This is a genomic window from Pseudomonas sp. GW456-L12, from assembly GCF_059424045.1.
This window is the reverse complement of sequence record NZ_JBWKZA010000044.1, coordinates 12,527-30,876: the sequence shown is the minus strand read 5'-3', so window position 1 is coordinate 30,876 and position 18,350 is coordinate 12,527. Positions and strand designations below refer to the sequence as shown.

Below are 18,350 nucleotides of genomic sequence, written 5' to 3'. Positions count from 1 at the left end.
CGAAGTGCATTCGCATCTTTGGACACTCAGGAGCAGGACCATGGCTGGATGGTATGAATTGAGCAAAAGCAGTGACGGGCAGTTCCGCTTCGTTCTCAAGGCTGGCAATGCTGAAACCATTTTGACGAGTGAGTTGTATTCCTCCCGCAGCGCCGCCGAAAACGGCATCGCTTCGGTGCAGACCAACAGTCCCAACGAGGCCCGCTACGCCAAGGAAGTCTCCAAGGACGGCAAACCTTATTTCAACCTCAAGGCCGCGAACCACCAGATCATCGGCAATAGCCAGCGCTATTCGTCCGAGGCGGCGCGCGACGGCGGTATCGAAAGCGTCAAGACCAACGGTCCAACCACCACCATCAAGGACAAGACCGTTTAGTTTCTGCTCTGAAACAAAAGAGCCCGGCAGGACAACCTGCCGGGCTTTTTGTTGGGCGCTGTCCCGTGCTGTAGGAGCGAGCTTGCTCGCGATAAGAACTCGAGGATCAGGCGGTGCAGCTACCGGCCTCATCGCGAGCAAGCTCGCTCCTACAGGGGGGAGGCAGGGCGTTTAGCGCACTGCGTTCAACATGGCCTGCAACTGATTGCGCCCGGCTTCATTCAGCGGGAACACCGGCAGGCGCGGGTCGCCGACCTGCAGACCGGTCATGTTCAGCCCGGCCTTGATGGTGGTCGGCAGACCGCCCTTGAGGATGAAGTCGAGCACCGGCAACTGGCGGTAGAACAATTCGCGCGCGCGCTCCAGGTCGTTGTCCAGCACCGCCTGGTACAGGTCCAGGTTGAGCTGCGGGATCAGGTTCGCCGCGGCGGTGCACCAGCCCTTGGCGCCGGCGGCGAAGGCTTCCAGGGCCAGCGGGTTGCAACCGTTGTAGAACGGCACCTGGCCTTCGCCCAGCAGTTGCAGCTTGTGCATGCGCTGGATGTCGCCGGTGCTCTCCTTGACCATGGTCACGTTTTCCACCGCATGGAAGATCCGCAGGATCAGCTCCACCGACATGTCGGTGCCGCTGGTGGCCGGGTTGTTGTAGAGCATGATCGGCACGCCGACGCTGTCGCCGATGGCGCGGTAGTGGGCGAGGATCTCGGCTTCGCTGAGCTTCCAGTAGGACGTCGGCAGGACCATCACCGCATCGGCGCCCTTGGCCTCGGCAAACCGCGCGCGGCGCACGGCCTTGGCGGTGGTCAGGTCGGAAACGCTGACGATGGTCGGCACACGCCTGGCGATGTGGCGGATGCTGAACTCGGCGACCTGGTCCCACTCGGCGTCGCTCAGGTAGGCGCCTTCGCCGGTGCTGCCCAGGGGCGCGATGGCCTGCACGCCGCTGTCGATCAGGCGATCGATGGAACGGCCGAGGGTGTCCAGGTCCAGTTGCTCACCGTTGGCGGTGAACGGGGTGATGGTGTAGCCGATGATGCCGTGAATGTTGGCGTTCGACATGGCGACGCTCCTTTAGCGAATGAGGTGGGTTCAGTTCAGGCAATCGGCGTGTTGCTTGAGGTTCTGCCGAGCGTAGTAGTTGAAGGCGGCGGCGTGACGCTTGGGCTTGGAGATCCAGTCATGGGCCTCGCGGCCGAGCTCCGGCAGGATCGGCTTGATGGTGCCGGCGGCCATGGCCAGCAATTGCAGCTTGGCGGCGCGCTCGATCAACTGGGCGATCACGCAGGCTTCCTCGATGCTGGCGCCGGTGGACAGCTGGCCGTGGTGCGAGAGCAGGATGGCGCGCTTGTCGCCCAGGGCCGCGGAGATGATCTCGCCTTCTTCGTTACCCACCGGCACGCCCGGCCAGGCCTTGAGAAAGGCGCAGTCGTCATACAGCGGGCACAGGTCCATGTGGGAAATTTCCAGCGGCACTTCGATCATCGACAACGCGGCGACGTGGGTCGGGTGAGTGTGGATGATGCAGTTCACGTCGGGGCGGGCGCGGTACACCCAGCTGTGGAAACGGTTGGCCGGGTTGGGCATGCCGTGGCCTTCGAGCACCTCCAGGTCTTCGTTGACCAGCAGCAGGTTGCCCGCGGTGATCTCGTCGAAACCCAGGCCCAGTTGCTGGGTGTAGTAAGTGCCCGGCTGCGGGCCACGGGCGGTGATCTGCCCGGCCAGGCCGGAGTCGTGACCGTTCTCGAACAGGATGCGGCAAGTCAGCGCCAGCTTTTGCCGGTCGGTCCACGTATTATCCGCCAGGGTGTTTTGCATCTGGGTCAGGGCTTGCCTGACCAGTTGCTCTTTGGGTAGTGCTAATGTCTTGGCCATATCGGTGTCCTTGGGTCGTTGCAATGGACGTCGGATTTGCCAGCTCCCGCTGCTCGCAAGGTCGTTGGGTGAAAGCAAATGACACTAAAGAGGCTATATGACACTTTGTGTCATTGGCAAGGACAAATCATCACCTCCTTGATGGGTTAACCGTTCTACATGTCTATCCGTTTGAAATTATTGAGAAAAAAACTTGGCGTGACGCTGGAGGCCCTGGCCGAGAAATCCGGCATGACCAAGAGCTACCTGTCGAAAGTCGAGCGCGGCCTGAACACGCCCTCGATCGCCGCGGCGTTGAAACTGGCCAGGGCGTTGAACGTGAACGTCGAGGAGCTGTTCGCCGAAGACAAGGTCAGCCTGGACAGCTACAGCCTGGTGCGCAGCGACGAACGCCAGTCGCTGGCGGCCAACGACCAGGCGCCGGGTTATGCGGTGCTGGCCCATCAGGTCAGCGAGCGCAGCCTGCTGCCGTTCATCATCTACCCGCCCAGCGAGTTCACCGACAAGAGCTTCAAGGAACACCTGGGGGAGGAGTTTCTGTTCGTCCACGAAGGGCAGGTGGAAGTGGACTTCATGAACGAGCGGGTGATCCTCAACCGGGGCGACGCGCTGCACTTCAACGCGCAGAAACCCCACCGCCTGCGCTCGGTGGGCGAGGTGCAGGCGCAGTTGCTGGTGGTGGTGCACAGCGGCGAGGAATAAGGGACACGATGTAGCCGCTGCCGAAGGCTGCGATCGACCCCGAAGGGGGCGCAAGGCCTTGAGATCGCTGAAGGCCTTCGGCCTTATCGCAGCCTGCGGCAGCGGCTACAGGTCAGAGTAGACATCACGGCCGCGGGCCGATCTTTCAGCGTTCGACCGGCACCGACAGCGCAGGATCGCCCAGCGCATGGCTCTTCGAATCGAAGAAGCGCAGCGTCACTTCCACCCCCGCGAACAGCTTGGCGTAGCGCCGCTTCTGGTTCTGGATGAAGGCCTTGCTGCGCGGCTGGATCGAGATCGCCAGGGTCCGCACTTTGGACTGGCGGATGGCGCTCACCAGGTGGCTATCCTGGGAGTCGAGGTCGTGGCCGAAGATGCACAGCGCGTCGCTGTGATTCAGCAACTGCTGGTAGCAGAACGACAGGTAGTCGCTGCCGCGAATGGTCTTGAGCTTGTCCGCCACCGGGCCTTCGCTGACGAACAGCGGCACATCGTCGAGGGTCTTGAGGGTGTTGTTGATGGCGAAGTTGCCCAGCAGCGTGCCCTCGGTGGAACCCAGCTTGCGCGCGGTGCCGTCCTGGTTGCGCACCAGGTGCAGGCCGCCGTGCAGGTACAGCACGCGGGTCTGTTCGCTGGCGGTCTGGCTGATGTCGAAGCTCGGGTCGGCGCCCTGGAACAGGTCGTCGATGCCCTGGGCATCGTGCTGGATCGCCCAGTAGTTGAGCAGGTCGTAGTTGCTGGTGAACACCGTGCGGTAGCGGCGCAGTTCCTGGTTGATCTGCGACAGCGTCGCCGGCCGCACCAGGCGCCACGGAATGTGCACCGCGTGCACGGTATTGATCAGCGCTTCCTTGATCGCGTAGTAGCGATTGCGCGGCGCCGCGGAGCTGACAGCCAGGGCCTTGTTGACCCGGCTGGTGGTCTTCAGCGCCCCCAGCACCTGCTCGAAACTGCGGGTCTGCAGGGCGTCGAACACGCTCAGTTCGGAGGGGCTCAGGGGCTTTTCTTCGACGCTGCGGGCGTTCTCGAACAGCGAGTCGTAGGCGAAGTCTTCCCACACCGCGCGGCTGGCGCCGTTGCCGATCAGCAGGCCGGCGATCGGCGTGCTGGCGCGCAAGGCGTTCCAGTCTTCAAGGTCGGCATCAAATTCCTGGAAATCCATCATCGCGGTTCGTCGTCTCAAGGCAGAAGGTGTACAGGGCGCCGACTTTATCACGACCGACCCTTGAGCCAGATCAACAACGCGCGTGACCGATGGGTCGATCCTGTGCGCATTTGTCGGATCGGCACGGCTGATCCAATCCCAGCCTGGAGGACGCGCCATGAGCAGCACTTTTTTCATTCCCGCCGTGAACATCATGGGTATCGACTGTCTCGACGAGGCCATGGTCGCGATCCGCAACTACGGTTTTCGCAAGGCGCTGATCGTCACCGACGCCGGCCTGGCCAAGGCCGGGGTGGCCGGGATGATTGCCGAGAAGCTGGCGATGCAGGACATCGATTCGGTGATCTTCGACGGCGCCAAGCCCAACCCGAGCATCGGCAACGTCGAGAAGGGCCTGGCGCAATTGCAGCAGAGCGGCTGCGACTTCGTGGTCTCCCTTGGCGGCGGTTCGCCCCATGACTGCGCCAAGGGCATCGCCCTGTGCGCCACCAATGGCGGGCATATCAGCGACTACGAGGGCGTCGACCGCTCGGCCAAGCCGCAACTGCCGCTGATCGCGATCAACACCACCGCCGGCACCGCCAGTGAAATGACCCGTTTCTGCATCATCACCGACGAGCAGCGTCACGTGAAAATGGCCATCGTCGACCGTAACGTCACGCCGCTGCTGTCGGTCAACGACCCGGCGCTGATGGTCGCCATGCCCAAGGGCCTGACCGCCGCCACCGGCATGGACGCGCTGACCCACGCGATCGAAGCCTATGTGTCCACCGCGGCCAACCCGATCACCGATGCCTGCGCGCTGAAAGCCATGACCATGATCAGCCAGAACCTGCGCCAGGCGGTGCACGACGGCAGCGACCTGGTCGCCCGGGAAAACATGGCCTACGCCCAGTTCCTCGCCGGCATGGCCTTCAACAATGCGTCGCTGGGTTTCGTGCATGCCATGGCGCACCAGCTGGGCGGTTTCTACGATTTGCCCCATGGCGTGTGCAACGCCGTGCTGCTGCCCCATGTGCAGAGTTTCAATGCCATGGTCTGCGCCGGACGCCTGACCGATGTGGCCCACGCCATGGGCGCGGACATCCGTGGCTTCAGCCCGGAGGAGGGCGCGCAGGCGGCCATCAGCGCCATTCGCAGCCTGGCCCGGGATGTCGAGATCCCCAGCGGCTTGCGTGACCTGGGCGCCAAGCTGACGGACATTCCGGTCCTGGCCGCCAACGCCCTGAAAGATGCCTGCGGCCTGACCAACCCACGCCCCGCCGACCAGCGCCAGATCGAAGAGATCTTCCGCAGCGCGTTCTGATACCTACAGATGCTCTACCGCGCGCTCGGGCCCTTGCTGTCCTGGGCGCGCCGCCGCTGGCCCCAATGCACGAGCTATTGGCGATCGTTTTTCCTACCGGCAGGCGGCAAGCGCGGGTATGGAAAATCCGCAGCATCTGCAGGCGTCCCTGACGTACGCGGTAGGGGATCGGGTAAGGACGATTGGGGACCAGGCGAAGTCGCCTGCCTCTGCTTCAGTCAGGGCTTTCTGGATCTCGTCGATTTGCCAGGCTTCGCGGGCCAGATATTCTCTCAGAGCATCCACAGCGAGGAATGACTTGCTGCGGCCTGTCGCCTTGGCCAAGTGAGCCAGGGAATTGGCAACATCATCGGGCAGGCGCAAGGACATGACGGACAGGGTGATCTCGATGTAGTGGTTTTTGATGCAGCACACTACATCGCCACCCGAGGCTTGCCGCCAGAGCCATTCGTCCAGTGCGAGCGCTGCTTTGATTCAAGACGATTCAGGACCTTCCTCTTACAAGGACTTTGCATGCTGACCGGCCTCAACCACCTGACCCTCGCCGTGACCGACCTGAACCGCAGCCTGGGGTTCTACCACGACCTGCTGGGCCTGCGCCTGGACGCCAGTTGGGACAGCGGCGCCTATCTGTCGTTGCCGGGCCTGTGGTTGTGCCTGTCGCTGGACCCGTCGCGCCGCTTGGCCGAAGTGCCGGACTACACCCACTATGCCTTCGGCATCGAGGCCGGGCATTTCCTGGCGTTCGTCCAGCGCCTGCGGGCTGCTGGCGTACGGGAGTGGCGCGACAACCGCAGCGAAGGCGCCTCGTTCTATTTCCTCGACCCCGACGGCCACCAGCTGGAAGCCCATGTCGGCGATCTGGCCTCGCGTTTGCGCGCCTGTCGGCAGCAGCCCTATGCCGGGATGACGATCTTTACCGACGAATGACCGCTCGCCGCCGCTTCAAGACGGCTGGCTGTCGTTATGGCGACCATTGTGGGGTGGTGCGGGGGCGCGCAAGCCGGCAGAATCCTGCGATCAAAACCGCGCCACCTTCGGCGCTTCGGAGTGTGGCATGACTTCTTCGCTGTTACTGGCCGTTCTCGCCTCGGGCTTTATCTACGGCATTACTCCCGGGCCGGGCGTGCTGGCGGTCTTCGGTATCGGCGCGGCGCGCGGGCGGCGGGCCGGGGCCGGCTTTCTCTGCGGGCATCTGCTGGGCGACGTGATCTGGTGCAGCACCGCGCTGATCGCCATCGTCGGCGCGAAGGAGATCGGCAGCAGCGCCTTCGATGTGCTCGGCGTGCTCAGCGGCCTTTATCTGTTCTGGCTCGGCCTGCGGGCGATCCGCAGCCAGCGTAGCAACGGGCAGGAACCCCAGGGCCCGGCGCGCCAGCCGTTCTGGCACGGTATCCTGTTCGGCCTGACCAACCCCAAGGCGTACCCGGTGGCCGTGGCGACGTTCACCGCGCTGCTGTCCAGTCGTGCCGAGCTGCTCAACTGGTCGATGCTGCCCTGGCTGATCTTCCTCAGTTTCCTCGGCGGCATCGGCGCATACGCTATTCTGATTGGCATCGTCGGTGCGCGGCGGGTGCGGACCCTGTATCAGCGCCACGAACTGGCGATCACCCGGCTTTGCGGCGTGATGTTCATCGGGTTTGCCATCAACGCCTTGCTGCATGCCGTTCCGGGATTGCTGGCGAACAAGGCATAAAGGCTGTCCGCAAGGTTGCGACAGCCACGGACCAGCAGCGGCCCTGCGCCGCTGCCAGAACCAGGGATTGATACTCGGCGCTTTATCTTCACAGGCAGTGTCGTTCCCTGATGGCAACCAACAACTCCGCGCCCCTGGCCAGTTTCATCGACCTTCTGCTGGACGCCGTCTGTGCGGTGGATGTGGAGGGTCGTTTTGTCTTTGTCAGCGCCGCCTGCGAGCGGATTTTCGGTTATACGCCGGACGAACTGGTCGGCCGGCGCATGATCGAGCTGGTGCACCCCGCGGACCGCCTGCGCACGCTGCAGGCCGCCGAGCGGATCATGGCTGGCGAACCCATGCCCAACTTCGAGAACCGTTACCTGCGCAAGGACGGGCAGGTCGCGCATATCCTCTGGTCGGCGCGCTGGTCCGAGGTCGACCAGCTGCGCATCGCCGTGGCCCGCGACATCACCGAGCGCAAGCAGGCCGAGTCGCGGCAGGCGGCGTTGTATGCAATTTCCGAAGCGGCCCATGCCACCGAGGACCTGCTGGCGTTGTTCCGGCGCGTGCACCGGATCATCGGTGAATGGCTGCCGGCGCTGAATTTCTCCGTCGCGCTGTACGACGAGCAATGTCAGGCGCTGAGCTTTCCCTATCACGTCGACGACCGCGAGCGTTGTCCGGAGCAGCCGGGCACGCTGACCGGCAGCCTGTGCGCCGAGGTGATCCGCAGTGGCCAGCCGTTGCTGCTGACTCCCGGCAATTATGGGCCGCTGTCCCCGCTGTCGGATGCCGCCGCCCCGTACTCACCCTGCTGGCTCGGTGTGCCACTCAATTCGCAGAAAGGCACCATCGGCGCGCTGATCGTCAAGAGCGCGCCGGGCGACGAGCGATACACCGAGCAGGACAAGGAGCTGCTGCAATACGTCTGCGCCCAGCTCGCCACCGCCATCGAGCGCAAGCAGCTGCATGCGCGCCTGCAGTACATGGCCCAGTACGACCAGCTGACCCAGCTGCCCAACCGCGAATTGCTCCGCGAGCGCCTGCGCAGTGCCCTGGCCCGTGCCCGTCGCGAGTCCGGGCGCATGGCCTTGCTCTACGTCGACCTGGACCGGTTCAAGCAGGTCAACGACACACTTGGCCACGCCGTCGGCGACATGCTGTTGCAGGCGGTGGCCAACCGGCTCAAGGCCTGCGTGCGCGAGAGCGACACCGTGGCGCGGATCGGTGGCGATGAGTTCGTGGTGCTGCTCGGCTGTATCCAGCATGCGGAAGATGCCGGCATCGTCGCCGGAAAGATTCGCCGGGCGCTCGACGAGCCGCTGCGCCTGGATGGCCATCAGTTGAGCATTCTGCCGAGCATCGGCATCGGCCTGTTCCCCGAACACGGCCATGACGAAAAGCAGCTGTTCAAGCACGCCGACGAGGCGATGTACGCGGCCAAACGCGCCCAGCGGAGCCCGTCCCGGGCCTGAAAGAAGCGGCCGATCAGGGCGTTTTTTTGCCAACCGTTCGTCGTGGCCGATGCAACTTTTTCAAACCTTCGGTGGCCTGAAAACTCTCACTCTGTGCAGGCGCCGTGCGCCGTCAACTGATCAAAGGAGGCCGATACCATGAGCTTCATGGCCACCCATCTGTCCCGCACCTGCCTCGCGCTGCTGCTCGGCCTGAGCGCCAGCGCGGCATTCGCCCAGTCCCCCGCGGAGTTTATCGATGAGGCTTCGGCCAAGGGCATGGCAGACATCGAGGCCAGTCGCCTGGCCCACCAGAAGACCTCTTCCAAGGCGGTCAAGGACTACACCATCGTGGTCATCAACGACCGCACCACCGCCAACCAGCACCTGGCGAAAATCGCCAGGAAACTCGACCTGCCCGTGGCACCCCGGGAAGAAGTGATCAGCAAGGCCAAGGCACTGATCCCCGAGGTTCCGGAAGGCGAAGCCTTCGATGCCGCCTATGCCGAGAACCAGGTCAAGGCCACCGAAGAAGCCATTGAACAGATCCAGCAACAGGCCGAAATCACCGAGGTCCCCGAACTCAAGGCCTTCGCCGAAGAGACCCTGCCGAAACTGCGCAATCACCTGCAAATGGCCAAGGCCCTCAAGGCTGGCCGGGCCCTGGATCAGTTGGATGGTTGAGCGGCAGTGTGCCGCCTCAGGTATTGACCAGCCAGCGAGCCTGGCGACTGCCGCGCCAGTTGAAGCTGCTCAGTGCCAGCAAGAGTAAGAGTATCGAGTAGATGGCGTAGGTTCCGAGCCTGTCGTAGGCCCAGCCCGCCAACAGGATGCCCACGAGCCCGGCAAAGCGGCTGATGAAGTCTATCGAGCCATACCAGCTACCAATGATTTCCTTGGGCACGGTGAGTTGGATGGCGCTGGCCGTGGTACGGAAATACAGCGTGGTACCGAACTGGAATACGAACATGCCGGTGCCCGCGAGCCAGATGTTGCCGCGCAGGCATAACGTGATGCAGACCCCGGAGATCATGATCAGGTGCGACAGCAATATCGTGCCTGGCACCCGGGAGGCCTGGCCACTGGCGCGCAAGGCGAGTCCGCCGGCTATGGCACCTGCCGCTCCAACGGAGAACAGGTAGCCGGTCTGCACTTCGGAAAACCCATGAAAGCCCCGAAGCAGGGGGACCCACAGGAGCGCCAGCACGCTGACCACCAGCAGGCAGGTGGCATAAGAGGCGAGGAAATAGCGCCAACGTGGAGCGCGCAACAGATCGATGGTGGCTCTCGAAGCGCCGGTGACACTTTCCTGGAAACGTTGGACAAACGAGGTGTTGGCAATATCGAGGGGCGAGGTTTGCCCATTCAAGGTACTCAGGCTGATCGTCAAGGCGAGCGCGGCCAGCATGAAGGCAATGGAGGCCAGCAGTGAGATCGACAAGCCGACGTTGAAAATGACCAGGGCCCCGATGACCGGCCCCAGGGTCCTGGCAACGCCATTGAAGGTGGCGAGCAGGCCGTTGATTCTGGGGATGTCGCCAGCAGTGAAAAGGAACGGGATCAAGGCAAACAGGATCAGCCGTGAATACTGATGGATCAGGTCGACGAAGAAGGCAAAAAACCACACCCATTCCACGGAGCGGTCGTAGACCCGAAGGACAAGAACGGCCAGGGCAAACACCGCGATGTTTACCAGTTGCGTGGCAATGAACAGTTTCCATTTGTTGAAACGATCGATAAAACCCGCGCCTAGCAAGGTCACGAGTATTTCAGCGCTATAGCCGATGGCGTAGGTGGTGGTAACGGCGAGTGTCGTTCCGCTGATGGAGTAGGCAAGGTTGGCGAATACCAGGTCGTAGATGGCTTCGGAAAGTATGAGTAATACCCCCAAGGCCACAAAGGACCAGACTGACCGCGCCGTTGAATTGAAAGAGGTGTGCACAGAAATTTAATCCGTTAAGTTTTTATATGCCCGGTATCACGCAGCCAGGGCTTTGATATTGGCAGGCAAGAACGATTGGAGTTCTTCTATGCTGTTGAACTTCTGTTTGGCCGTAAGGCTATCCAGCGCAACAATTTCCATGGCTTGTATCTTGCCCAGGAGTGTACGCAGTGCTCCAGGTTATAGATCTGAATGTTTCAGATTTAGCATATGTTCTTTTGTTAAGTGCTTAGATCGAACCAAAGTCCAGCAACAGGCCGAAATCACCTAGGTCCCCGAACTCAAGGCCTTCGCCGAAGAGACCCTGCCGAAACTGCAGAATCACCTGCAAATGGCCAAGGCCCTCAAGGCTGGCCGGCCCCTGGATCAGTTGGACGGCTGAGTGCCGTCCCACCATCGATGCGCCTTCGGGCCTAACCTGAAGGCGCATCGCGTCCGGTGTCGCCGTCTCTCCCTGGCATTTTCAGCATCGATTCAACTCGGCTTCTGCTGTTGCTCCGGCGGTAGTTCATCCAGCTTCAAGGGCTCGCCCTCGCCGATTTCCTTGTATTCCTGGCGCAGTTTCTCTAACTGCTCGAGATCCAGCCCATCCAGGCTCAGCAACGCATTGTGCGCATCCTTGGTGGCGCGCAACAGTTCGTCGATCTTCAAGTGCAGGATGTCGTTATCGCGGTTCTGGGTGTTCTGGATCAGGAACACCATCAGGAAGGTGATGATGGTGGTAGAGGTATTGATGACCAGCTGCCAGGTATCGTTGAAACCAAAGACCGGCCCGCTCATGCCCCAGATCGCAATCAATGCCAGCGCGATCAGAAAGGTCCCCGGACTGCCGGCCCACAGCGACAGCTTCTGCGAGAATTTGGCGAATTTCATTGGCGTTTCCCCTGTGCGGCGGCATCTGAAATTCAGACAGCGGCGGTAGAGGGAAAATTCTTTTTATGATTGGCCCTCTGGCTGCAGTCAGGGGCTGCATCCGTTCGGTCGCCAGGGATCCTCTCCCGGCGTTCTTTCCAGAATGGGAGGAGTCTTTCTTTGTGGCGGTTTGTGTCTAGTATCAATGGCAGTCAATTTGCCACCACGCTCATACATGGATCGGAACAGGTAAGAGGCCACTCATGGAATTTTTCGAGAAGTTAACCAGTCTTGCTGCCAAGGTACGTCTGCAGGGAGCAGCCATTCAGACGGAGGAAGCGACAAAAAATGCTTTTGTCATGCCCTTCATCAGCACGGTGTTGGGCTATGACGTATTCGATCCGACGGAGGTGACGCCAGAGTTTGTCTGCGATATAGGAACCAAGAAGGGCGAGAAGATCGATTACGCGATCATGAAGGAAGGGGAGGTCCAGATCCTCATCGAGTGCAAGAAGATCGGCGAGCCGTTGCATATCAATCATGCGTCGCAATTGTTTCGTTACTTCCATGTCACCAGCGCGCGGATTTCCATCCTTACCAACGGCCAGGTTTATAAGTTTTTCACCGACTTGGATGCTCCCAACAAAATGGATGAGAAACCTTTCCTTGAACTGGATCTGCTCGATATCGACGAGTATTCGGTACCAGAACTGACCAAGCTGACGAAGTCGTCTTTTGATGTGGAGTCGATTATCAGCGCGGCAGGTGAGCTGAAGTACGTTAGCCAGATCAAAAAAGTCATCGCTTCTCAAGTTAGTAAGCCAGACGATGACTTCGTCAAAGTCTTTGCATCGCGGGTATACGACGGAGTGATTACCCAAAAAGTCCGTGAGCAGTTTTATGAGCTGACTCGAAAAGCGGTGGGACAATTTCTCAATGATCAAATCAATGATCGTCTCAAGTCTGCAATGAGTGGTGCTATCCAGCCGTCTCTTGCGGTTGCCTCCGTCTCTGGAGCGGGGAGTGCCGATAACGATGATGCGGAGACAGCGGACGATAAGGTGCTGACGACGTTGGAGGAGCTTGAGGGCTATCACATCGTACGTGCGGTGGTTCGCTCCGTGGTCGATGCCAAGCGAATCGTTCAGCGGGACACTCAGAGTTATTTCGGTATCTTGCTCGACGACAACAACCGAAAACCGATTTGCCGCCTGCATTTCAACCGTTCACAAAAGTACATCGGGATTTTTGACGAGGAAAAGAATGAGACCCGTCATCCGATCAGCTCTGTCGATGAAATCTACGAGTATTCCGATCACCTGAAAAAAACCGTTGGGTATTACGACTAGGAATCTGCACTGAGTACGAGTTAAAAAAACCGGCGGGCTACGCCGGTTTTTTTTTGCCTGACTCACTCCCCGCCTTCGCTTGTCGAGAGCGGTATGAGCGGGGTAGCGGGCGGGCTTCAGGAACCGCTGATTTCGCGCTGGAACGCCGCTTGTGCCCGGGCGCAGGTGAGGATGCGGTAGCGTGTGCTGCGTGAGACGTTTTGGTCGCGAAAGCGCTGGTACACCGGCTGGAAGACGGTGCGATCCAGGTTGGGGTGCTCCGCGTTCAGGTACGCCTCGCAAAGCCGGTCGTAATCCTGCTGCGAGATGAAGCGCCGGAACCAGAAGCGGTAGAAGTAGCCCAGCAGGAAACCCAGGCTGAAGTCGCGGTCGAGTACCGAGTGGGCGCAGCACTCGAAGTCGATCAGGCGCAGGCGGCCATCGGCGGCGACCAGAATGTTTTTCGGGTGGGGGTCCATGTGCACGAAGTCGTCGTCGAGCATCTGGCCGAACAGCCGGAAGATCGCCGACAACAGGGTTTCAGCCTGCTCGGGATGGGCCAGCAGGCGCTCGTCGACGCTGCAATGATCCGCCCAGAAACCCACCAGCAAGTACTCTTCGCGCAGGAACGGAAAACGCCCCTTGTAGCCAAACGCCGAGACCTGGGGCGAGAGGGCGGATTTGCCCGATACCACCGACAGGTTGATGAATTCATTGGTCAGGTCGTGCAGGCCGAAGCTGCGCTTGAGGCCGAGGAAGTTCTGCAACTGCTTTTTCCAGTGAGTCAGGCGGTTGCGCTTGAGCACCCATTGGCGTTCGCCTTCGAGCAGGAACACGCCCCGGGTGTCTTCCGGAATATCCAGCGTGGGATATTGCTCGGGCTTGGCCAGAAAACGCCGTATCAGCGGGTCCAGTTCGTGCCGATGGGCTGGATCGAAATGGAAGGTCACGCCATCGATCTGCTGTCGATGCAGCGTTCGGGTGAAGCTCCTGAGGTGAAGCATGTAGGGTTCCTGGCCTGGGATTACGAACGAGGGGGCGCTGTGAGCCTGCGCTGAAACGCGAGCCGAAAGGGCGCGCATCATAATTCATCGCAGGTCCTGGCGTTCACGAAAATCATCCGGGTTCTGCGGCCTTGTGTGCCCTGGCGATGGGAACAACCATGCAACGATTTGTCCGGCCGCAGAGAGTTTCTGGCCGAGGCTGAGCCGAGCCGGCTCGTGGAGTGCTTCAATGCGCGGCGTTCTGCCGGAACTGCCGTGGGCTGACGCCGGTCAGCGCCTTGAACTGGCGGCTGAAGGCGCTGTGGTCGGTGTAGCCGCATTGCAGGGCGACGTCGGTGATCGGCTGTTCGCCGAGCAGCAGGCGCGAGGCGTGTTCCAGGCGCACCTTGTGGATCATCTGCCGTGGGGTGAGGTGGAAGATGCGTTTGCAGTAGCGCTCCAGCTGGGCGATGGACAGGTCGGCGATATGGGTCAGGTCGTCGAGGCGGATGGCTTCGTTGTAGTGCTCGCGGATATGCCGGTCCACCGCGGCCAGGCGTTCGTAGGCCGGGTGCGCGTCGCGGGCGGCCTGCAGGTCGAGGGAGATGCCGGCCATGCCGATGATCCGTCCGTCGCGCCCGTGCAGCGGCAGCTTGTGGGTCAGGCACCAGCCGGGTTCGCGGCTGCCGTACAGGTGCAGTTCCAGCTGGCCCTTGATGGTGACGCCCTGGCGCAGCACGCGCTGGTCCTGCTCGGTATAGACCGGGCCGAGCACGGCGGGAAACACCTCGGCCGAGGTCTTGCCCAGCAGCGGCGCGACGTTCTTGAAGCCGCAGCGCTGGGCCAGGGTCAGGTTGGCGGTGAGGTAGCGGGCCTGCAGGTCCTTGATGAAAAACACCGCGTTGGGCAGGGTGTCGAGCAGCGGGATCACCAGGGCCATGCTGCCCAGCAGGCCGTGAATATCCTCGGGCGCCTGGCTGGCGATGGCTTCGGGCAGGCGGTGCAGCTGAGCGGTATCGATCATCAAGGGCTGCTCTTGTTGTGGGGCGGGGCGCGCCCCGCGACTTTGGGTCTACTGGCTCTTCCTTGAATTGCGCAGCGCCGTTGGCGGGCGGCCCGCGGCAACGGTCTACGCCTCACTTCACGCCGGGCGTCGACGATTCCATCAGCAGCGTCTCGATCCGCGCCGGCACCAGGGGCGCTCGTGGCGTCGGCGCGGCCCAGCCGAACAGGGCCTGTGCCGCCGTGGCGCAGACTCGCCCCTGGCAGGCGCCCATGCCGCAGCGACTGTGCAGTTTGGCCTCGGCCCAGCTCACTTCGCCAGCTACCTCGGCGTAGGGCACATCCTCGCAGCGGCACAGCAGCGTATCAGCTCGCGCCAGGCGCAGAAGCGCCGGTCGCAGGGCGAAGGTTTCCCGCACTCGCTCGGCGAAAGCCTGCCAATGGGCCCGACGCTGGATCAGCGCGATGGCTTCCCGGGTCTGCCCGCTGGCGGCCAGCCCGGCGATCTCGCCTTCGACCCTCGCCAGTTCGCTGCCGCCGACCCCGGTGCATTCGCCGGCCGCGTAGACCTGGGCGAGGCTGGTGGCCTGGTAGCGATCCACGGCAATGGCGTTGGCTTGCAGCTGGCAGCCGAGGTGGCTGGCCAGGGTGGTGTTGGGCACCAGCCCGAAACCGCAGGCGAGACGTTCGCAGGGTATTTCCCGAACCTGCTCGCCCTGCTGGATACGCACCGCTTGCAGGCGATCTTCGCCCAGGGCTTCGAGCACATGGGCGTTGTAGCGATAGGCTGTGGTGGCCAGCCCGGCGGCCTGGCCGAGCTTGGCTGGCCAGCGCCAGAGCCCGGCGGCGAATGTCGCCAGTGCGGCCAGCGGGGCCTGCTCCAGGACCGCCTGCACCCGGGCGCCGGCCTGGCGGGCGGTGGCGGCGCTGGCCAGCAGCAACGGCCCGCTGCCGGCGATGACCACTCGCTCGCCGGCCAGCGTCAGGCCGTTTTTCAGCAGGGCTTGCAAGGCTCCCGCGCCCGTCACTCCGGGCAAGGTCCAGCCGGGGAAGGGCAGCAGCAGTTCGCGGGCGCCGCAGCACAAGATCAGGCTCTGATAGCGGACCAGCAAAGCCTGCTCGGCATTTTCCAGCAGCAGGGCATTGGCGCCAGCGCCGGCCACCACCCGGGTGCCCGGCAGGTAACGCAACCGAGGATGCTCCAGCACCTGCAAGGCGTTGCGGGCGATGCCGGCGAGCGTGACGCCCGGCCCGTTGCGCCAGATCTGGCCGCCGGGGCGCGGGTTGTCGTCGAGCAGGACGATCGAGAGATCGCTGCGGCTCGCCGCCCGGGCCGCCGCGAGGCCGGCCGGGCCACTGCCAACGATAAGGATGTCGCAGCTCAGGCGCTGTTGACTCATGGCGTGCGCTCCACGTGCATGCCTTCGCGGCACAGGGTCTGGCAGGCCAGTTGGCGCCGGCCGTCGATGGTCATGCGGCATTCCTGGCAGATGCCCATGCCGCAGAAGGGCGCTCGAGGCTGGCCGGTGCAGGAGGTTCGGGTACGTGGGTCGCCGCTGGCGGCGACGGCGGCGGCGACGCTCAGGCCATCGCGCACGGTCAGCGCCTGACGGTCCAGGTAAATGATCATGGGGCAGTTCCAGTCAGGGAGGCGGTCAGCTCGGCGAAGCGTGCGGGGCGATAGGCCTGGGCGTCGATATCCGGCCGTTCGCCGAGCAGCAGTTGGGTCAGCAGCCGGCCGCTGCCGGGGGCGGTGGTGACGCCCAGGCCTTCATGCCCGACCGCCAGCCACAGGCCTGTGTGGCGTGGGTGTTGGCCAAGGATCGGCAGGCCGTCCGGGGTGGCGGCGCGAAAGCCGGTCCAGGCGCGGATGCCGTTCAATTGCGCGAGCCCCGGCAGATAGGCCACGGCCCGTTGCAGCATTGGGGTCAGTACTTCGGGCTCGATAGCCGGGTCGAGGCTGTCGAACTGCCGGGACGAGCCGATCAGCAGTTGCCCGGTCGGCCGTGGCTGCACATTGAACGCCACGGAAGTGCCGTTGCTGGCGTGGGCGCTGGCGGCGTAGCCCAGCTCCACCAGTTGGTGGGACACCTGCCGGGGGTAACGATCGGTGATCAGCAGATGGCCTTTCTTCGGCCGCAGCGGCAACTCCGGCAGCAGGTTCCTCGCCGCCAGACCGTTGGCCAGCACCACGTACTCGGCGCGCAGCACGCGGCCGTCATCCAGCTCCACGCGGTGGTCGGCGATGGCGCTGACCGTGGCCCGCTCGCAGCTGATCCCTGGCGTGTTGTGCAACAGCCAGTGGGCGGTGGCCGGGGCGTAGAGAATGCCGTCGCCGGGGATCTTCAGGGCGCCGCCAAGCCCTTTGCGCAACAGGGGCTCGAGTGCAGCCAGGGTCGAGCTGTCGAGCAATTCGCCCGCCACTCCGTGCTGGGCCAGGTTGATTTGCTTGGCCCGGGCCAGGTCCATTTCCGCAGCGTCCGCGGCCAGCCACAGGGTGCCGCAATTGCGGTAGGCACAGGCGGCCGGCAGCTGCACGCGCAACTGGTTCCACAGGCCGATGGAGTAGTGACTCAGCGCCAGTTCGGCGCGGTTGTCGTCCATCGCCACCAGGTGGCCCATGCCCGCGCCGGTGGCGCCGCCGCTGGCGTTGTCGAGCACCCGTACCCGCAGGCCGCGGCGGGCCATTTCATGGGCGCAGGCGGCCCCGACTATGCCGCCGCCAATCACCAGGACGTCGGCTTCGGCCGGCTGGCTCACGAGACGATGCCCCAGCCGAAAGGATCGCTGTCTTCGATCAGCAAGGTGGCTTCGGCGCTGATGTGAGCGGTGCCGCGAAGGGTCGGGATGACCTGCTCGCCTGCCTGCTCGTAGCTGGCGCTGAACTGGCTGCCGATCACGCTGGCCTGGCGCCAGGTTGCCCCGGGCGCGAGTTTGCCGTCGGCGGCCAGGCAGGCCAGCTTGGCGCTGGTGCCGGTGCCGCAGGGGGAGCGGTCGTAGGCCTTGCCGGGGCACAGCACGAAGTTGCGGCTGTCGGCCTGCGGGTCGTCGGCGAACAGCTCGATATGGTCGATCACACCATCGTTGGCGCCGCTGATGCCGGCGGTCTCCAGGGCTTCGCGCACGGCCCAGGTGTAGTGGGTCAGGGCTTCGACGTTATCCAGGGCGATACGCTGGCCATGCTCGCTGATCAGGAAGAACCAGTTGCCGCCCCAGGCGATATCGCCACGGACTTTGCCGTGGCCGGGCAGTTGCAGTTCGACGCCGCTGCGGTATCGGTAGGCCGGCACGTTGCGCACGCTGACCGAGAGGTCGTCGTGCAGGGTGGCGCTGACGGTGCCCACCGGGGTTTCGATGCGGTGTACGCCGGGTGCGATGCGCCCCAGGTGATACAGCGAACGCACCAGGCCGATGGTGCCGTGGCCGCACATGCCCAGGTAACCGCTGTTGTTGAAGAAGATCACCCCGGCACAGGCATCCGCCGCCTGGGGTTCGCACAGCAGGGCCCCCACCAGCACATCGCTGCCCCGCGGTTCCAGCACGCAGGCCGTGCGCCAACGATCGTGGCGTTCTTGCAGAACGGCCAGCCGTTCGGCCATCGAACCGTTGCCCAGGTCGGGAAAGCCGTCGACAACCAGGCGAGTCGGCTCGCCCCCCGTATGTGAATCGATGACGGTTATTTTTTTCATG

General features: G+C 63.0%; 20 protein-coding genes and 1 pseudogene. 9 read left to right on the top strand and 12 right to left on the bottom strand.

Translation table 11 applies throughout. The features are described from left to right. Positions 1 to 40 precede the first annotated feature (40 nt). On the top strand, positions 41 to 376 hold the full coding sequence (locus tag AC07Y9_RS30130) for a YegP family protein (protein ID WP_009047442.1): 336 nt from the start codon (positions 41 to 43) through the stop codon (positions 374 to 376). A 171-nt stretch (positions 377 to 547) separates the two neighbouring features. On the opposite strand, the gene AC07Y9_RS30125 is transcribed toward AC07Y9_RS30130, so the two are convergent. Together AC07Y9_RS30125 and AC07Y9_RS30120 are read right to left on the bottom strand one after the other, a co-directional pair. After that, positions 548 to 1,435 carry a dihydrodipicolinate synthase family protein gene (locus tag AC07Y9_RS30125; RefSeq protein ID WP_085530035.1) on the bottom strand — a complete coding sequence of 296 codons (888 nt, stop codon included), beginning with the start codon at positions 1,433 to 1,435 and terminating at the stop codon, positions 548 to 550. Positions 1,436 to 1,465: 30 nt separating this feature from the next. After that, a complete protein-coding gene (locus AC07Y9_RS30120) occupies positions 1,466 to 2,248 on the bottom strand; it encodes an aldolase (protein WP_053259901.1) in 783 nt (260 codons plus the stop codon). A gap of 159 nt (positions 2,249 to 2,407) precedes the next feature. Here AC07Y9_RS30120 and AC07Y9_RS30115 point away from each other — a divergent pair, with 159 nt between their 5' ends. Further along, the gene (locus tag AC07Y9_RS30115; protein ID WP_009042535.1) at positions 2,408 to 2,950 is read left to right on the top strand and encodes a helix-turn-helix domain-containing protein; all 543 of its coding nucleotides are present in this window, start codon (positions 2,408 to 2,410) and stop codon (positions 2,948 to 2,950) included. Between the two features lie 145 nt (positions 2,951 to 3,095). On the opposite strand, the gene AC07Y9_RS30110 is transcribed toward AC07Y9_RS30115, so the two are convergent. Next, positions 3,096 to 4,115, bottom strand: a complete 1,020-nt coding sequence (locus AC07Y9_RS30110) for a DUF4917 family protein (RefSeq protein WP_102681263.1) — start codon at positions 4,113 to 4,115, stop codon at positions 3,096 to 3,098. A 157-nt stretch (positions 4,116 to 4,272) separates the two neighbouring features. On the opposite strand from AC07Y9_RS30110, the gene yiaY reads away from it, so the two are divergent. Beyond that, positions 4,273 to 5,421: an L-threonine dehydrogenase gene (gene yiaY, locus AC07Y9_RS30105; RefSeq protein WP_102681264.1), complete on the top strand. Its 1,149-nt coding sequence runs from the start codon at positions 4,273 to 4,275 to the stop codon at positions 5,419 to 5,421. Between the two features lie 93 nt (positions 5,422 to 5,514). Here yiaY and AC07Y9_RS30100 read toward each other — a convergent pair whose 3' ends face one another. Beyond that, a complete protein-coding gene (locus tag AC07Y9_RS30100; protein WP_102681280.1) occupies positions 5,515 to 5,799 on the bottom strand; it encodes a CopG family ribbon-helix-helix protein in 285 nt (94 codons plus the stop codon). A 135-nt stretch (positions 5,800 to 5,934) separates the two neighbouring features. Here AC07Y9_RS30100 and fos point away from each other — a divergent pair, with 135 nt between their 5' ends. From fos to AC07Y9_RS30080, 4 genes are all read left to right on the top strand, one after another. After that, complete coding sequence (gene fos, locus AC07Y9_RS30095; protein WP_053259904.1) at positions 5,935 to 6,351, top strand: fosfomycin resistance glutathione transferase; 417 nt, start codon at positions 5,935 to 5,937, stop codon at positions 6,349 to 6,351. 127 nt (positions 6,352 to 6,478) lie between these two features. After that, entirely contained in the window at positions 6,479 to 7,117 is a 639-nt protein-coding gene (locus tag AC07Y9_RS30090) for a LysE family translocator (RefSeq protein WP_007922230.1), read from the top strand. Between the two features lie 110 nt (positions 7,118 to 7,227). Next, positions 7,228 to 8,574, top strand: a complete 1,347-nt coding sequence (locus AC07Y9_RS30085) for a sensor domain-containing protein (protein WP_087089148.1) — start codon at positions 7,228 to 7,230, stop codon at positions 8,572 to 8,574. Between the two features lie 138 nt (positions 8,575 to 8,712). Then, positions 8,713 to 9,237 (top strand): DUF4142 domain-containing protein, encoded by a 525-nt coding sequence (locus tag AC07Y9_RS30080; RefSeq protein WP_102681265.1) that lies wholly within the window; start codon positions 8,713 to 8,715, stop codon positions 9,235 to 9,237. Positions 9,238 to 9,253: 16 nt separating this feature from the next. On the opposite strand, the gene AC07Y9_RS30075 is transcribed toward AC07Y9_RS30080, so the two are convergent. Next, positions 9,254 to 10,495 carry an MFS transporter gene (locus AC07Y9_RS30075; protein WP_256581002.1) on the bottom strand — a complete coding sequence of 414 codons (1,242 nt, stop codon included), beginning with the start codon at positions 10,493 to 10,495 and terminating at the stop codon, positions 9,254 to 9,256. A gap of 241 nt (positions 10,496 to 10,736) precedes the next feature. On the opposite strand from AC07Y9_RS30075, the pseudogene AC07Y9_RS30070 reads away from it, so the two are divergent. Further along, positions 10,737 to 10,877, top strand: a pseudogene (locus AC07Y9_RS30070) (DUF4142 domain-containing protein); the annotation flags it as partial. A 92-nt stretch (positions 10,878 to 10,969) separates the two neighbouring features. On the opposite strand, the gene AC07Y9_RS30065 reads toward AC07Y9_RS30070, so the two are convergent. Further along, positions 10,970 to 11,368 (bottom strand): low affinity iron permease family protein, encoded by a 399-nt coding sequence (locus tag AC07Y9_RS30065; protein ID WP_062823429.1) that lies wholly within the window; start codon positions 11,366 to 11,368, stop codon positions 10,970 to 10,972. 242 nt (positions 11,369 to 11,610) lie between these two features. Here AC07Y9_RS30065 and AC07Y9_RS30060 point away from each other — a divergent pair, with 242 nt between their 5' ends. Beyond that, the gene (locus AC07Y9_RS30060) at positions 11,611 to 12,696 is read left to right on the top strand and encodes a type I restriction endonuclease (RefSeq protein WP_102681267.1); all 1,086 of its coding nucleotides are present in this window, start codon (positions 11,611 to 11,613) and stop codon (positions 12,694 to 12,696) included. A gap of 116 nt (positions 12,697 to 12,812) precedes the next feature. Here AC07Y9_RS30060 and AC07Y9_RS30055 read toward each other — a convergent pair whose 3' ends face one another. From AC07Y9_RS30055 to AC07Y9_RS30030, 6 genes are all read right to left on the bottom strand, one after another. Then, positions 12,813 to 13,679, bottom strand: coding sequence for a phosphotransferase (locus AC07Y9_RS30055; RefSeq protein WP_102681268.1), 867 nt, complete (start codon positions 13,677 to 13,679; stop codon positions 12,813 to 12,815). 226 nt (positions 13,680 to 13,905) lie between these two features. After that, positions 13,906 to 14,682, bottom strand: a complete 777-nt coding sequence (locus AC07Y9_RS30050) for an AraC family transcriptional regulator (protein ID WP_102681269.1) — start codon at positions 14,680 to 14,682, stop codon at positions 13,906 to 13,908. A gap of 112 nt (positions 14,683 to 14,794) precedes the next feature. Beyond that, a complete protein-coding gene (locus AC07Y9_RS30045; protein ID WP_102681270.1) occupies positions 14,795 to 16,060 on the bottom strand; it encodes an NAD(P)/FAD-dependent oxidoreductase in 1,266 nt (421 codons plus the stop codon). Next, positions 16,057 to 16,290 (bottom strand): 2Fe-2S iron-sulfur cluster-binding protein, encoded by a 234-nt coding sequence (locus AC07Y9_RS30040; protein WP_101337072.1) that lies wholly within the window; start codon positions 16,288 to 16,290, stop codon positions 16,057 to 16,059. The genes AC07Y9_RS30045 and AC07Y9_RS30040 overlap by 4 nt, the downstream gene beginning before the upstream one ends. Further along, entirely contained in the window at positions 16,287 to 17,420 is a 1,134-nt protein-coding gene (locus tag AC07Y9_RS30035; protein WP_102681271.1) for an NAD(P)/FAD-dependent oxidoreductase, read from the bottom strand. The genes AC07Y9_RS30040 and AC07Y9_RS30035 overlap by 4 nt, the downstream gene beginning before the upstream one ends. Then, positions 17,417 to 18,349, bottom strand: coding sequence for a 4-hydroxyproline epimerase (locus tag AC07Y9_RS30030; RefSeq protein WP_102681272.1), 933 nt, complete (start codon positions 18,347 to 18,349; stop codon positions 17,417 to 17,419). Before AC07Y9_RS30030 ends, AC07Y9_RS30035 begins: the two co-directional genes overlap by 4 nt. Position 18,350: the final 1 nt, after the last annotated feature.